The organism is Flavipsychrobacter stenotrophus (assembly GCF_002954265.1).
Taxonomy (GTDB): Bacteria; Bacteroidota; Bacteroidia; order Chitinophagales; family Chitinophagaceae; genus Flavipsychrobacter; species Flavipsychrobacter stenotrophus.
This window is the reverse complement of record NZ_PPSL01000008.1, coordinates 13,890-27,579: the sequence shown is the minus strand read 5'-3', so window position 1 is coordinate 27,579 and position 13,690 is coordinate 13,890. Positions and strand designations below refer to the sequence as shown.

The window sequence follows — 13,690 nt, the reverse complement described above, 5'->3', positions numbered from 1 at the left end:
AATTCATTTACACAATCCGATATTTCCTTCATTGAGCCATTCAGCCATTAGGTCATTGAGCCATTATGATTTACCTTTGCCGCCACAATAAATGCAGCGTTCATATACCATAGCATTGGTGGGCAACCCCAATAGCGGGAAAAGTTCCCTATTTAACGCGCTCACCGGTCTCAACCAGAAAGTTGGCAATTTCCCGGGAGTTACGGTCGATAAAAAGACCGGTATTTCTAAGATATCAGACACCCTGTCTGCATCTATCATAGACCTCCCCGGCACGTATAGCCTGTACCCTAAGAGTGCCGATGAGCAGGTAACTTATGAAGTACTGCTGGACCAAAAAAATGCCGACCGTCCAGATCTTATTGTTGTCATTGCCGACGCGTCTAACCTGAAACGCAACCTCCTTTTCTGCTCGCAGATCATGGATCTGAAGATACCGGTGGTAATTGCCCTCACTATGATGGACATAGCTAACCAGAAGGGAATTACCATTGACACCACAGGAATGGAGCGGATGATGGGCGTACCCGTTATCCCCATCAATCCCCGCCGCAATAAGGGGCTGGCCAGACTAAAAAAGACCATCAGCGATGTAGCCGAAAACCGACCGGCATCGCTACCCGACTTCATCGATATAATATCTATTACCGGCGAATGGCTGGCTGACATCCGCACGCTGTGCGAACAAGACAGCAACTACGCCGCTCTGCACCTGGCCTGCAACTATGCCGAACTAAAACACCTCAATGCAGCTACCCGTATACAGGTAGCTGCATTGCTGGGGGAGAATAAGTTCAACAAAGGCAAGATACAAGCAGAGGAAATAATGATGCGCTATAAGAAGATAGACACCATTATGCAGCAATGCACAGTTACCGACAGCCCCATGAAGCGCATGGTGGTGAGCGATCGTATAGACAAGGTGCTGCTGCACCCTGTATATGGCAATGTCATTTTACTCGTAGTACTGTTTATCCTGTTCCAGAGTATCTTCTGGCTGGCCAAGTACCCAATGGACTGGATACAGGAGTCATTTGCCTACATAGGTACTGCTATAAGTGGTGTTATGCCTGCCGGTTTATTACAGGATCTTATAGTAAACGGACTATTGGCTGGCATGAGCGGCATTGCCGTATTCGTACCGCAGATAATGATTCTGTTTGGCTTCATCACCATACTGGAGGACAGTGGCTATATGGCGCGTATCAGTTTTCTTACCGACCGTATAATGCGCTCAGCCGGACTCAATGGCCGCTCTGTAATGCCGCTGATAAGCGGGATGGCTTGTGCTGTACCTGCTATTATGGCGGCACGCACCATACAGAATGCCAAAGAAAGACTGATCACCATAATGGTTACCCCCTTAATGAGCTGCTCGGCAAGGCTACCTGTATATACTATGCTTATAGCATTGGTGATACCGTCTAAGCGTGTGTGGGGCTTTATTAACATGCAGGGATTGGTACTCATGGGGCTTTACCTGCTGGGCTTCGTTATGGCCCTCATAGTATCTAAGGTCATGGACCTCATTATTAAGACCAAAACCCGCTCCTACTTCCTTATGGAACTACCCGTATACCGCGCTCCCCGTTGGAAAAACGTAGGTATCACTATGCTGGAAAAAGGTAAGATCTTCATCCGCGATGTGGGCAAAGTGATCATTGTTTTGTCTCTCATACTATGGGCGTTAGCCGCATTCGGGCCACCCGCGCAAATGAAGAAGGTAGACGAAAAGTACACTACCCTAATACAACAGCACCCGGAGCAAACAGAAACACTACAACACGAACAGGCTACTGAACGCCTGGAGCACTCTTTTGCAGGCATGATGGGCAAGGGCATAGAGCCTGCCATAAAACCACTCGGCTACGACTGGAAGATAGGCATAGCACTTATTACGTCATTTGCTGCCCGCGAAGTGTTTGTGGGTACCATGGCCACCCTCTATAGCGTGGGCGATGTAAGCAACGGCACCCAAACCCTTGAAGAAAAAATGCAGGCCGCCCGTCGGGATGATGGTACACCAGTGTATACATTGGCAGCAGGCCTGTCACTGCTTATATTCTATGTATTTGCCATGCAGTGCATGAGTACACTGGCCATAGTAAAACGCGAGACCCGCAGCTGGAAATACCCAGCGATACAATTCGCCTACATGTTTGCACTGGCCTATGGCTGCGCATTTATTGTGTTCCATATTTTTAAGTAAGCGTACAATATACTAGTGTTTTTCACCTCCGCAACTTACTTAAATTCCACACTCTCCTCCTTTTGAAGGAGGAGTACCGCCCCTTCGGCCGGGAGGTGGTTACTTCACAGCAACCCATTTATAAATCTCTGCTGGCATACATTTCGTATATACACCTACCATGAATATTCGAAACATATCCACCCTCTTACTACTCACCCTATCCGGCCTCAGTGCCAGAGCCCAGGCAATAGACAATACCACCGCCTATAAGAACATCAACTCAGACGCTTATTTCAGACTCAACTATGAGAATGACTTCTTTTCGGCAACTGATGAATACTATACGCAAGGCATCAACATTGAAACTGTTGGCTCCTTTTGGAAGAAGAACCCTGTGAACTATATCCTCATCAAACCCAAATACGATTATATCCGATATGGGCTTGGTTTTCAGCATAATGGTTATACCCCATCAGACATTGGACATAATGAAATACTCTATGGCGACAGGCCTTTTGCTGGCACTATGATGCTACAGTCATTTGTAATTGCTACTAATTCCGAAAAGCACAGGCGATTCACATCGTCATTAAGTACTGGCGTCATTGGCCCCCTTGCAGGTGCCGGACAGATGCAGCGAAGCATACACAAATGGCTCAATAACATTACCCCCCACGGCTGGGACAACCAGATACAAAACGATATCATTCTCAACTACCAGGTGAACTATGAGCAGCAACTGCTGGCTTATAAAAAGTCATTCCTGTTGTCCGGAGATGGATTTGCCCGCGCTGGTACCCTCAGCGACAAGGCCGGCATTGGTCTTACACTTATGTTCGGCTATTTCGATTCACCATATGATCGCAACCAAACGAAAAACAAGAAGTTCCGGATCTATGCGTATGAGCATCCCGGCTTCAATATTGTTGGCTACGATGCTACACTACAAGGCGGCTTATTTGATAAAGACAGCCCTTACACCATCAGTTCCGGCGATATAAACAGGCTGGTATTTCAAAACAGGTTTGGCTTTGTAGTACAGTACCTGGGCTTTACCCTCGAATACTTCCAATCGGTCTCAAGCAGGGAATTTGAAACACAGAAAATGCATACCTGGGGTGGCGTGCAGGTGGCGTTTGGTTTGTGAGAAAATAATCTTTGACCAAGCAAGTATTAAGCTATTCTCTTCCCCAACCACCTCGCCAATGCGTGTGCCGGCCATTCAATTAATAAACACGCTACATACGAAATAAATACAGGTAAAACTATATACAACACGTAGGTATACATATTTAGTCGCAGAAAATGTGCTACCAGTGGCAAACACAGCAGGTGACATAAATAAAGCGAATAGGAGAATTTACCCAAATATTCCGACCAACTTCCAGCAGGATGGTTTCTGTGATAAATGATCTCAGCTTCCAGCCATTTGTAAAAGAACAATGAGCATATTATAAGGGAATAGGTGTAGTTGATGTGGTAGTGCATACGTAGGACCACAGTTGCCATAGCCAGTAACTGTGCACCACCTCTCATCAACCAGAGTTTCCCATATGTTACAGCCCCTTTAAACTTGTCTATATGCTCTGCCAGCACTACCCCCAAAAGCCAGCTTGGGAGATTAATGAATATAATGCAGATCTGCCAATAAGGCCCCCGGCCGTTGAAGTGTATGCCTCTGAACCATCCCGCATTTGCCCCCAAAAGCACAGCAACAAAAACTGCACAGACTAAGTAAGACACATACAGCTTTGTGTTCCAGCTCCACTTTATCCTGAACAATATGGGGTACAGTATATAATAAGCCAGCTCGCAATAAAGGCTCCACAGCGGCAAAGCGAAGTACTGGTTGTAATGGCTGGCGATCATACCTATAACTATCATGGGTATAACTATCCTCACCAGGCGACGAACGAGGAACGGAACAACATCCAGTGTCTCTTTATCTTTATTGGGGTAATGGATAACGAACCCTGAAATAATAAAGAACCCGGCTACGGCAGCTGCTCCGCTAAACAGATGCTCCATAAATATGCCCGTAAAGTGGACCAGAACATTTTGGGAGTGCTTTAAGGCTTCAGCAAAAGGACTGTGAATATGTGACAACAAAACAATGAGTGCCAGGACAAACCTGATACTATCCAACCCGTTTATCCACGTTGTTTTGTTTGATGACATTCACTACAGATATGCAGGTGAAGATAATGAAATAGCGGTTATCGAGAAGTACCCGGCGCTAAGCCATTCTATTTACGTTCATAATAGTAACCCGCTACACCCAGGTCGGTTACGGTAGTCAGGTCCATATTGATAGAGGAAATATCGGCCAGAAAGTATTTGATCACATTATGTCCTACTCCACTACGAGTGATGGTATCAAGCGTCGGATCCATTGTCCAGGTAAAAGGATAATCGGTAGTGACACCGTTGGCTATTACATTTTCGTTGCCTGTAAGGTCGCTCTTAAAAGTGAGTGTGGCTATGTAGGTCGCACTAACAGGGTGTATCTCAGAGGCGTCAATCACTCCATTGGCATTAGCATCTGTTGCGGTTCTTACCAGTTTCCAGTCGTGCTGTATGCGGGTTTTGCGTGTCTCGAACACTTCTTTTCTTTTGCACGAAGGGAGCAATGCCCCCACGGCGGCAAGAACAAGAAGAGATAGAGCAAAAGTCCGTTTCATATAATGCAACTGCATGATTACTGTAACATAAGATATGCAGCCCTGAGTGAAGGCTGCATATCAAATTTACTGTTTATAAGAATAAGATGCTGTTAATAATCTCCAAAAGTGGTAACAGGCAAAATGGTCAATGCCTCTTCCAGCTGCTTATCGTTTGGTGCAATACCATGCCACTCATGAGAGCCTTCCATGAAAGGAACGCCTGCACCCATGCCTGTATGCATCAATACACAAATTGGCTTGCCCTTACCGGTAGCAGCCTTTGCATCGGCCATTACCTTAAGTACATCTTCCATCACATTACCCTTCATCTCCATTACCTGCCAGCCAAATGCCTCAAACTTGTCGCGCAAAGAACCCAGACCCATTACCTTATCGGTAGGACCGTCAATCTGCTGGCCGTTAAAGTCGACTGTGCTGATGAGGTTATCTATTTTATGATGAGCGGCAAACATTATTGCCTCCCAGTTCTGACCTTCCTGCAACTCACCATCTCCATGAAGTGAATATACCAGGTTAGTATCGTTGTTCATTTTCTTAGCCAATGCAGCACCACATGCCACGCTCAACCCCTGACCCAGTGACCCACTGGCAATGCGTACACCCGGCAAATGCTCATGTGTAGCCGGGTGCCCCTGCAGGCGAGAGTTGATATGACGGAAAGTACCCAGTTCACTAACCGGGAAATAACCGCTACGAGCCAATACGCTGTAGAATACCGGAGAGATATGACCATTGGACAGGAAGAAGATGTCTTCACCTACACCATCCATATCAAAACCCGGCTTGCGGTTCATGATCTGAAAATAGAGCGCAGTAAGGAAATCTGTGCAGCCCAGTGAACCACCCGGGTGGCCACTCTGCACCTTATGCACCATACGAACTATATCGCGGCGCACCTGGGTGGCCATCTCTTTGAGATTAACGTTTTCCATTGGTTGTAGTCGAAATTGGATGCAAAAATAGGCTTTAGCGGCGATTTATTTTCATAGTAATTATGAATAAGTGTGTTTCCGTAATTTGCAGCCTGATGGATATCTCTAAAGGGCTAAAAAAATACTTCACCACCCAACTACTCAGCTGGCACCGCAATGATAATGACCGCAACCTGCCCTGGAAAAATGAGCAGGATCCCTATAAAATATGGTTATCGGAGATAATATTACAGCAAACCCGCGCGCTACAGGGTATGCCATACTATTTGCGCTTCACCGAGACCTACCCCACAATTGCCGATATGGCGGCAGCCAAAGACGAAGACGTCTTTAGGATATGGCAGGGGCTCGGCTATTACAACCGCTGCAAAAATATGCTGGCGACCGCACGACTGGTAACCACTGAATTTGGCGGCAAATTCCCGGACACCTATGAGGGAATCATATCTCTTAAAGGTATCGGGCCCTACACTGCTGCCGCAATAGCTTCCTTTGCCTACGGACTGCCCCATGCAGTGGTAGACGGCAATGTGTACAGAGTGCTCTCCCGCTACTTTGCTATAGAAACACCATTTGATACCACCGAAGGTAAAAAACAGTTTGCCACTCTTGCTCAGGAACTGATAGACCCCGCCCATAGCCAGGGGTATAACCAGGCCATAATGGACCTTGGCGCAACCGTATGTACTCCGCGCAATCCATTGTGCGACCAATGTCCGCTGCAAAAGAACTGTGTAGCCTTTCACCAAAACCTTACTACCCTGCTACCGGTGCGCAGTAAAAAGATAACGGTTGCCACCCGCCACTTCAACTACCTGGTTATAAAATGGGCCGATAGAATATGGCTCCGCAAAAGAACGGGGAAAGATATTTGGGAAAATCTGCACGAACCGCTGATGATAGAAACGGAGCAAGCGATCGATAAAAAAGAGCTGTTACAAATTACGTCATTCAAAGAACTACAATTGGAATATGGCAGTATAGATTTTGCAGGCAACGGAACGCAACGATTAACTCATAGAATTATAGAGAGCCGGTTCTTTACGGTAGATGTGGAAGAAAAACCTTCTTTTATCCCTGAAGATGGCTTCTGGGCAACACCTGCAGAGCTTGCTACGATCGCCTTCCCTAAAACAGTTCTGTCGTTTCTGCGAAATAATCTATACTTTTAATAGATTAATGAAAGGATAATAGCAATGCAACTGACCACATTTACATCTGAACAGAAGATAAATGAGGGAAATATAATGGTGGTATGTTATTTATATGATGAGTAAAAGGGTGGAAACACTTTTTTATTTCGTGCCTTTTTTTAATTTTGATTTATTCAACAAACTTTTTACCATTGGAAGGAATACCCGAAGGTCATAGACACTTCACAAATTTATTTCTCGAAGCTACAGGTGCGGCAACTACGTCAAACGCCACTATACTTATTATTGTTATTATTGTTTTGCTGTTGATGACCGCTGTAATAGCCGGTGCCGAAACTGCATTCTTTTCGCTGTCTGCTAAAGACATCCACTTTCTCAAATCGAAGGAAAAAGGCTCTGCACGTCAGGCCTCCCAACTACTTGACCAACCTAAAATGCTATTGGCTACCCTGCTTGTGGCCAATAACTTCATTAATATAGCTATTGTTATCACTACCAATATGCTGACGGCAATGTTGCTGGAGCCACTTCATGTGTCTTCTGTAATGTCGTTTGTTATACAGGTAGTGGGTGTTACATTCCTGCTGGTACTTTTTGGAGAAGTACTACCAAAGGTATATGCTACTCAGAACAACCTACGTATGGCATTGTTTGCATCTCCTTATATAAAACTGCTTACAGAGGTCTTCAGACCGGTTAGTACCATGCTGGTGTCTTCAACCAAATTTATAGAGGGCAAGATCACGTCAAAACCTGCCAACAATATTAGCAGCGAGGATTTCGCACACGCTATAGAACTGACCGTAGGCCACTCCGCCACCCGCGAAGAGGTGAACATATTTAAGGGCATCCTGAAGTTTGGTAACATCACTGCCAAGCAGATAATGCGAACAAGGCTTGATGTAACTGCTATAGACTATGAAATGACCTTTACCGAAGTAAGGGCGCATTGTCTGGAAGCGGGTTATTCACGCCTGCCGGTGTATAAAGAAACACTGGATACAGTATCTGGCATCATACATACCAAAGATTTTTTACCACATCTTGATAACGACAACTATGACTGGAGGCTACTTATCCGCCCCGCGTACTTTGTGCATGAGGGTAAACTGATCGAAGATCTGCTGAAAGAGTTTCAGGCTAAGCGCATACACTTTGCAATGGTGGTCGATGAGTTTGGTGGCACATCTGGTATCATTACGCTGGAAGATATTATGGAAGAGATCATCGGCGACATCAAGGATGAATTTGATGAAGACGACCTCAACTACAAAAAGATAGATAACAACAATTACATCTTTGAAGGTAAGATGCTTATCAATGATGTGTGCCGTGTGATAGGCGAACCTGCTGAAACCTTTGATGTGGTGCGCGGCGAAAGCGATTCACTGGGTGGACTGTTCCTTGAAATAAAAGGACGTTTCCCGATAGTGAACGAATCGGTTACTTATAAGCAGTTTGAATTTACCGTAATGGCGCTAGACAAGATGCGTATACAGCGGGTGAAGGTTACAATACACCCGCCGGTAGAGGAAGAAGATTAATTGAATTTGACAATTCGACAATTTGGCAATTCGACAATGACTTGATAACGCATTATAGACCGTTTGGGTATCCGAACGGTCTATTTTTTTCAGCCACTTGGAGACAGGTATTTGCTGCATTTCCGCCAATGGTGGTCTTTTGCGTTTCCGGCAGTTTTTTTGGGTGCGTTTCCTTTGTAATCATCTACAGTTAAGGGTTTGGTCGATTTTTAAAAACCGCCAGTTTCCGCAGTTTTCCGCCAATTTTCGCCGAAATACCACCTTTTGGTTATTAAAGACAGGAACAAAAAACAAAAATATCTGATGCAGGGCTGAAGATTTTCAGCCCCTACAACTTCTGAAGGGGAATTGTGATGAGGGTTCATAATGTCAAAGAGCACACAGGTTTTCACCTGAATCGGGTGTAAATTAATGCGCGGAAATGAATTTTTAAAATAAAGATATTCACAAAAATGTGGACATCTCTAGATAATATCTGGTAATTCAATGAGTTAAGTAATACTAATGGAAGTAAAAAAAATCAAGTATTACCAAGTTCACAGCTGATCAGTATTATTTGCTTGCCCTTAACACCAAAATGACAGGTAACTGCATTGCCGTTAAAACCAGACACTATCATTATTTCATATGAAGTGCCTTTGTGCTTCATAATTGCTGCTTGGATAACATTCCGTTTCCCTGGCTTCATCGCCAAAAAGCGATAGGTTATACCCAATTCACTTATAGTGTTACAGCCGTCAAAAGTATTACTCCAATCAAAGACATCAATTGTATCAGCCTTAATGTTCCGTAAGCCAAGCCAGTTTATGGCCGAGTCAACCTTCAAAGCAATATTCAGAAATTCACATTTATTAATTTGTTGAATTTTCTGAATCTTCTTTTGGCAGAATGCAGAATTGCCAAAACGGAGACAAATCAAAACCAACGATAAATATTTCCACATAAATTATCTTTTATGGTATTCAGCTAACATCGGGCATCTTGTTTTTCCTTTAATCCTAAAAATCCTGGTTCAGACTAATCCACACAATAAAAAATCCCCGGTTGAAGATACAACCGGGGATGAATATAAAAAATGTTTACTGACTATTGCTTTACAATTGCCTTTACAGTGCGCACGCCGTCTTTTTCAACAACAACGTGGTACCTGCCTGCAGCAAAATTGCTAAGGTTGATAGTAGATGAAGCAGTGTTACCTGTAACTTCAACTGACTGCTTAACAACGATCTTACCGGTAATGTCCATTACCTGAACACCATATGTTCCTGCAGCAGCGTTGCTAAGCTGTAGGGTAAATGAAGATGTAACCGGGTTAGGGAAAGTATTGATAGCCACTTTAGCTGCTACTTCGCTAACTAACGTATGGTCTACATACTCAGTAATTGTAGTAGTAGTAGAGTTCCAAAGATCTCCAGCATCGGCGTTGGTATTATTGTTAACCGCATTGATCACACCAAAGAACTTAACGGCTCCGGTGCCAGCTGCAGGTGCTGTCCACTGAATAGAAACAGGATAAACAAAAGCTGCTCCGGCCAAAATAACAGAATCACTCATAGGAGCAGTATGGCGAACCACGCTGAATGGTCCCATTGCAGATACAGTAGCGTTAACCGGCGCTGTAGCCGCAACCCATGTACCTGCCTGTGCAGCAGATGCAGCCTTAGATGATGACAACTGGAAACCGAATTTGGTCAAACCCGACGTAGCTGCAGTACCTGCGGCTAATGATACGCGGTAAGTAACACCAGGATGGTAAACTGTAACAAGCGTACCAGCTGAGTCAACAATAATGGTAGTCTGTGTTACAGTAGAAGAAGCAGTGTTGCTATGACAGCCGCCGCCACCACAACCTACAGTGCCACCATTACTACCTGTAGCATTTGAAAGGTATCCACCGATATTACTTGATAGAGTAACGTAAGCGCCAATGGCAATCAGTGGAAGAAGTAGAAATCTTTTTTTCATGTTGTCTTTTTAAAGGTATTTATAAATTTATAACGCTACAATATTAGTGGTATTTTATAAAACAAACAATTTCATGACAATAAAATTTGCATTTTCGAAAAATAAACAATGGGTATTGCAAGAAATCCAAAAATAATAGCAACCGAAAGTTAAAGAAGCATCAAATATCATTCGCCTCTCAGAAGTGAGATCACTTCAATTACAAGATCAGCGTCCGTTATATTTTAAACAGGGCAAAATAACTATTACCTTTGCCGTTCTAAAAATTATGGGGCACAAGAAACTGATCAAATTCCAGGCTATAGATACATTTAAAAATGTATTGCAGTACCCTGAGAACATGAAAAATAACTGGAAGGATTTCTTTAAAAACGACAATCCGATAACGCTGGAGCTGGCCTGTGGCAAGGGAGAATATAGCGTAAACCTGGGCCGTGAGCACAAAGACCGCAACTTTATAGGCATTGACATAAAGGGCAACCGTATACACAACGGTGCTAAAATAGCACTTACCGAAGGACTGGATAATGTTGCGTTCCTGCGTACACACATAGGCAAGATCAATGACTATTTTGGCGAAAATGAAGTAGGTGAAATATGGATCGTATTTGCAGATCCCTTTCTTAAAAAAGGTAAAGAAAAGAACAGGCTGACGCATGCCCGTTTCCTTTCTTACTATCAGCGAATATTGAAGCCGGGCAGTATCATTAACCTGAAGACCGACTCTAAAGTACTCTATGACTTTACACTCGAAACGATAGCTGAAACCGGCTGCACCATAGTAGAGAACATAGCAGACATATATGGTAAGAATATGGTGAATGGACCACTGGCCATCCAGACATTTTATGAAAAGATGCACCTGCTGGATAATCGTACAATTTATTATGTATCATTCACCCTCCCTCCTACCCCAATTGTACTCACAGGTAGGTTTAGTAAGGATGAACCAGAAGACGAAATAGTTGAAGGAGAATAGAGACTATTATATATTGCCTGATGGAAGGTTGGTAATGAGCGCTTTGTACCTTTCGGAACGAGGATACTGCTGTGGCAATGGGTGTCTTAACTGTCCGTTTGACTATGAGAAAGTACCTGAACCAAAACGTACACAACTCCTGAATAACCGTAAAGCCAATGAAAACGCTGATCAAGGATAAAGAGAACATCTATGAAGTTATTTTCGAGGTGGTGCGCCTGATACCCAAAGGGCGTGTAACTAACTATGGCGCTGTGGCGGCGGCAATCGGTGCTGCTACGGGTGCTAGAATGGTGGGATATGCAATGAACCATGCCCATGGTATGAAGCCCAAAGTACCGGCTCACCGGGTGGTAAACAGTAAGGGGCTACTAACCGGCAAACATCACTTTTCCCCACCTGAAAAGATGCAGGAGTTGCTGGAGAAAGAAGGGGTAAAAGTGAAAGATGACCAGGTACAGGATTTTGAAAAGGTATTCTGGGACCCTATGAAAGAACTATCCATTTAGCACCTTTACAGTTGGTATAGTTTTTGCTACAATTATTATTAAAAATGGCAGTGATTACTGCATAATATGTCTGATATACACCCCGTGGTCAAAAAGAGTATTGCTTTATTAGCCCTTCTTACTATTCTATTCGGCACTTATTCGTGCAAAAACAAGGTAAAACACAAAAAGAACGCAGTTTCCACCGGCTTCTCTTATGATGACTTCATAGAGAAAATGGAAACTGTAATGCCGGCAGGCGATACTGCTGCGCCTAAGAAAATAAGGAATGCAACCGCAGATATGCGGTATGCTTATTTTCAAAACGACTATAACCCGATATGGTTATCTCATGGCTACAAGGCCGACGAAGCTGCGGAACGCTTCCTTACCGAACTGGCAGAAGTGAAGTGGGATGGGTTAGATCCCGAGCAATATGGCTATACGCAACTGACCAAACTGAAGGAGAAACTGGGCAAAAAAGAGACTACACTAGACCAGGCTATTGCGTTCGACACATCTCTGACACGATGCTACCTGACAGTGGCTAAAGACCTGCTGATAGGCCGTATAGTACCTAAGAAAGTAGATTCGTTATGGTTTCACGTGAATGACTCTACCTGGAACGCACCTATGCTGCTTACAGACATGCAGGTAAAGTACAATTCATTGGATGAATTTAAGAGTACAGTACCTACCTACCAATTACTGCGCAATGAATATAAACAACTCTGGACATTATCAGCAGACTCTGAGCTACGCGCGGCAGCTGTATCGCTGGAAGGAGTGAAGAATCTTGACAGCACAGCAAAGGCAAACATAGCTGCCATAATTAATAAAGAAGCCTCATGGATAACCACTGAACCTAATGACAGTGTGAGCGAGTGGGCACAATTGCTGATGGCTTACCAGAACTATATGGGTATAAAGCCTACAGGCAAGACCGATAGTACTACCATGAGGTATCTGACAACAAGTCCTGACTCACTACTACCTAAAATTGCAGCTAACCTGGAACGTATCAGGTGGATGCAGAAAGACTTTGGCAACATGTACATTATAGTCAACGTGCCGCTGATGCAGCTCTTCTTCAGGCAGAATGGCGCCAACTCTATGCACATGCGTGTAGTTGTCGGCAAGCCTGTGAGGCAGACGCCTTCGCTATATGCTGTAATGTCTAACGTGGTGTTGAACCCACCTTGGGGTGTACCATCAACTATCCTTAAGCAAGACGTATTGCCCGGCATACAGAAAAGCGGTAATGAATACATGAAGAAAAAAGGCCTGAAGGCTTATGACCAAAAGGGCAACCTGGTAAACGTAAGCAAGATAAATGCAAAGAACTACAAGCGCTATGCTTATAAGCAGGCTCCGGGCGACGATAATTCATTGGGCTATGTGAAGTTCAACCTACCTAATCCATGGGATATATACCTGCATGACACACCTCACCGCGAGGATTTTGTGAAGCGTGACCGCGCATTGAGTTCAGGGTGTATAAGACTGCAACAACCACAGGAAATGGCAGTATTCATTTTGTCGCAAATAGAGAAGAAAGAATTTACGCAGGGTAAGCTGGACACCATCATCAGCACTCATAAAACGCAATGGAGAGTATTATCTAACAAGATACCTGTCCATATAGCCTACCTTACCGCATTTGAAGACACAACAGGAAAGCACATCAATTTTGTAAGAGACGTGTACCACAGAGATGAGAAGTTGATCTCTATGTTGGGTGCGAAGTAGTATG

Annotated in this window: 13 protein-coding genes; 8 read left to right on the top strand and 5 right to left on the bottom strand. The window is 44.2% G+C overall.

The genetic code is table 11. The features are described from left to right. Positions 1-91: 91 nt before the first annotated feature. Both feoB and CJD36_RS20895 read left to right on the top strand, forming a co-directional pair. The gene (gene feoB, locus CJD36_RS20900; protein ID WP_105041160.1) at positions 92-2,209 is read left to right on the top strand and encodes a ferrous iron transport protein B; all 2,118 of its coding nucleotides are present in this window, start codon (positions 92-94) and stop codon (positions 2,207-2,209) included. A gap of 160 nt (positions 2,210-2,369) precedes the next feature. Continuing rightward, positions 2,370-3,338 carry a lipid A deacylase LpxR family protein gene (locus CJD36_RS20895; RefSeq protein WP_105041159.1) on the top strand — a complete coding sequence of 323 codons (969 nt, stop codon included), beginning with the start codon at positions 2,370-2,372 and terminating at the stop codon, positions 3,336-3,338. Positions 3,339-3,364: 26 nt separating this feature from the next. On the opposite strand, the gene CJD36_RS20890 is transcribed toward CJD36_RS20895, so the two are convergent. The 3 genes from CJD36_RS20890 to CJD36_RS20880 form a co-directional block, all read right to left on the bottom strand. Continuing rightward, positions 3,365-4,369: an acyltransferase family protein gene (locus CJD36_RS20890; protein WP_105041158.1), complete on the bottom strand. Its 1,005-nt coding sequence runs from the start codon at positions 4,367-4,369 to the stop codon at positions 3,365-3,367. 68 nt (positions 4,370-4,437) lie between these two features. Next, positions 4,438-4,872 (bottom strand): hypothetical protein, encoded by a 435-nt coding sequence (locus CJD36_RS20885; protein WP_133162743.1) that lies wholly within the window; start codon positions 4,870-4,872, stop codon positions 4,438-4,440. A 92-nt stretch (positions 4,873-4,964) separates the two neighbouring features. Beyond that, a complete protein-coding gene (locus CJD36_RS20880; RefSeq protein ID WP_105041156.1) occupies positions 4,965-5,807 on the bottom strand; it encodes a transketolase in 843 nt (280 codons plus the stop codon). A gap of 95 nt (positions 5,808-5,902) precedes the next feature. On the opposite strand from CJD36_RS20880, the gene mutY reads away from it, so the two are divergent. Then, positions 5,903-6,979, top strand: a complete 1,077-nt coding sequence (mutY, locus tag CJD36_RS20875) for an A/G-specific adenine glycosylase (protein WP_105041155.1) — start codon at positions 5,903-5,905, stop codon at positions 6,977-6,979. A gap of 173 nt (positions 6,980-7,152) precedes the next feature. After that, a complete protein-coding gene (gldE, locus tag CJD36_RS20870; RefSeq protein WP_240609399.1) occupies positions 7,153-8,505 on the top strand; it encodes a gliding motility-associated protein GldE in 1,353 nt (450 codons plus the stop codon). Positions 8,506-9,025: 520 nt separating this feature from the next. Here gldE and CJD36_RS20865 read toward each other — a convergent pair. Next, on the bottom strand, positions 9,026-9,448 hold the full coding sequence (locus tag CJD36_RS20865) for a hypothetical protein (RefSeq protein ID WP_133162742.1): 423 nt from the start codon (positions 9,446-9,448) through the stop codon (positions 9,026-9,028). A 143-nt stretch (positions 9,449-9,591) separates the two neighbouring features. Next, entirely contained in the window at positions 9,592-10,470 is an 879-nt protein-coding gene (locus CJD36_RS20860; protein WP_105041152.1) for a T9SS type A sorting domain-containing protein, read from the bottom strand. Between the two features lie 268 nt (positions 10,471-10,738). Here CJD36_RS20860 and trmB point away from each other — a divergent pair, with 268 nt between their 5' ends. The 4 genes from trmB (at position 10,739) to CJD36_RS20845 (ending at position 13,686) form a co-directional block, all read left to right on the top strand. Then, a complete protein-coding gene (trmB, locus tag CJD36_RS20855) occupies positions 10,739-11,449 on the top strand; it encodes a tRNA (guanosine(46)-N7)-methyltransferase TrmB (protein ID WP_105041151.1) in 711 nt (236 codons plus the stop codon). Between the two features lie 34 nt (positions 11,450-11,483). After that, complete coding sequence (locus tag CJD36_RS23075) at positions 11,484-11,630, top strand: DUF5522 domain-containing protein (protein ID WP_240609402.1); 147 nt, start codon at positions 11,484-11,486, stop codon at positions 11,628-11,630. Further along, positions 11,608-11,958: an MGMT family protein gene (locus tag CJD36_RS20850; protein ID WP_105041150.1), complete on the top strand. Its 351-nt coding sequence runs from the start codon at positions 11,608-11,610 to the stop codon at positions 11,956-11,958. Before CJD36_RS23075 ends, CJD36_RS20850 begins: the two co-directional genes overlap by 23 nt. 66 nt (positions 11,959-12,024) lie before the next feature. Further along, positions 12,025-13,686 carry a L,D-transpeptidase family protein gene (locus CJD36_RS20845; protein ID WP_105041149.1) on the top strand — a complete coding sequence of 554 codons (1,662 nt, stop codon included), beginning with the start codon at positions 12,025-12,027 and terminating at the stop codon, positions 13,684-13,686. Positions 13,687-13,690 lie beyond the last annotated feature (4 nt).

Bases quoted from the DNA above. Each gene is read 5' to 3' on its own strand.
- mutY (WP_105041155.1), top strand. From the start codon at position 5,903: ATGGATATCTCTAAAGGGCTAAAAAAATACTTCACCACCCAACTACTC.
- CJD36_RS20895 (WP_105041159.1), top strand. From the start codon at position 2,370: ATGAATATTCGAAACATATCCACCCTCTTACTACTCACCCTATCCGGC.
- feoB (WP_105041160.1), top strand. From the start codon at position 92: ATGCAGCGTTCATATACCATAGCATTGGTGGGCAACCCCAATAGCGGG.
- CJD36_RS20865 (WP_133162742.1), bottom strand. From the start codon at position 9,448: ATGTGGAAATATTTATCGTTGGTTTTGATTTGTCTCCGTTTTGGCAAT.
- CJD36_RS20860 (WP_105041152.1), bottom strand. From the start codon at position 10,470: ATGAAAAAAAGATTTCTACTTCTTCCACTGATTGCCATTGGCGCTTAC.
- CJD36_RS20880 (WP_105041156.1), bottom strand. From the start codon at position 5,807: ATGGAAAACGTTAATCTCAAAGAGATGGCCACCCAGGTGCGCCGCGAT.
- CJD36_RS20850 (WP_105041150.1), top strand. From the start codon at position 11,608: ATGAAAACGCTGATCAAGGATAAAGAGAACATCTATGAAGTTATTTTC.
- trmB (WP_105041151.1), top strand. From the start codon at position 10,739: ATGGGGCACAAGAAACTGATCAAATTCCAGGCTATAGATACATTTAAA.
- CJD36_RS20890 (WP_105041158.1), bottom strand. From the start codon at position 4,369: ATGTCATCAAACAAAACAACGTGGATAAACGGGTTGGATAGTATCAGG.
- CJD36_RS20885 (WP_133162743.1), bottom strand. From the start codon at position 4,872: ATGAAACGGACTTTTGCTCTATCTCTTCTTGTTCTTGCCGCCGTGGGG.
- CJD36_RS23075 (WP_240609402.1), top strand. From the start codon at position 11,484: ATGAGCGCTTTGTACCTTTCGGAACGAGGATACTGCTGTGGCAATGGG.
- CJD36_RS20845 (WP_105041149.1), top strand. From the start codon at position 12,025: ATGTCTGATATACACCCCGTGGTCAAAAAGAGTATTGCTTTATTAGCC.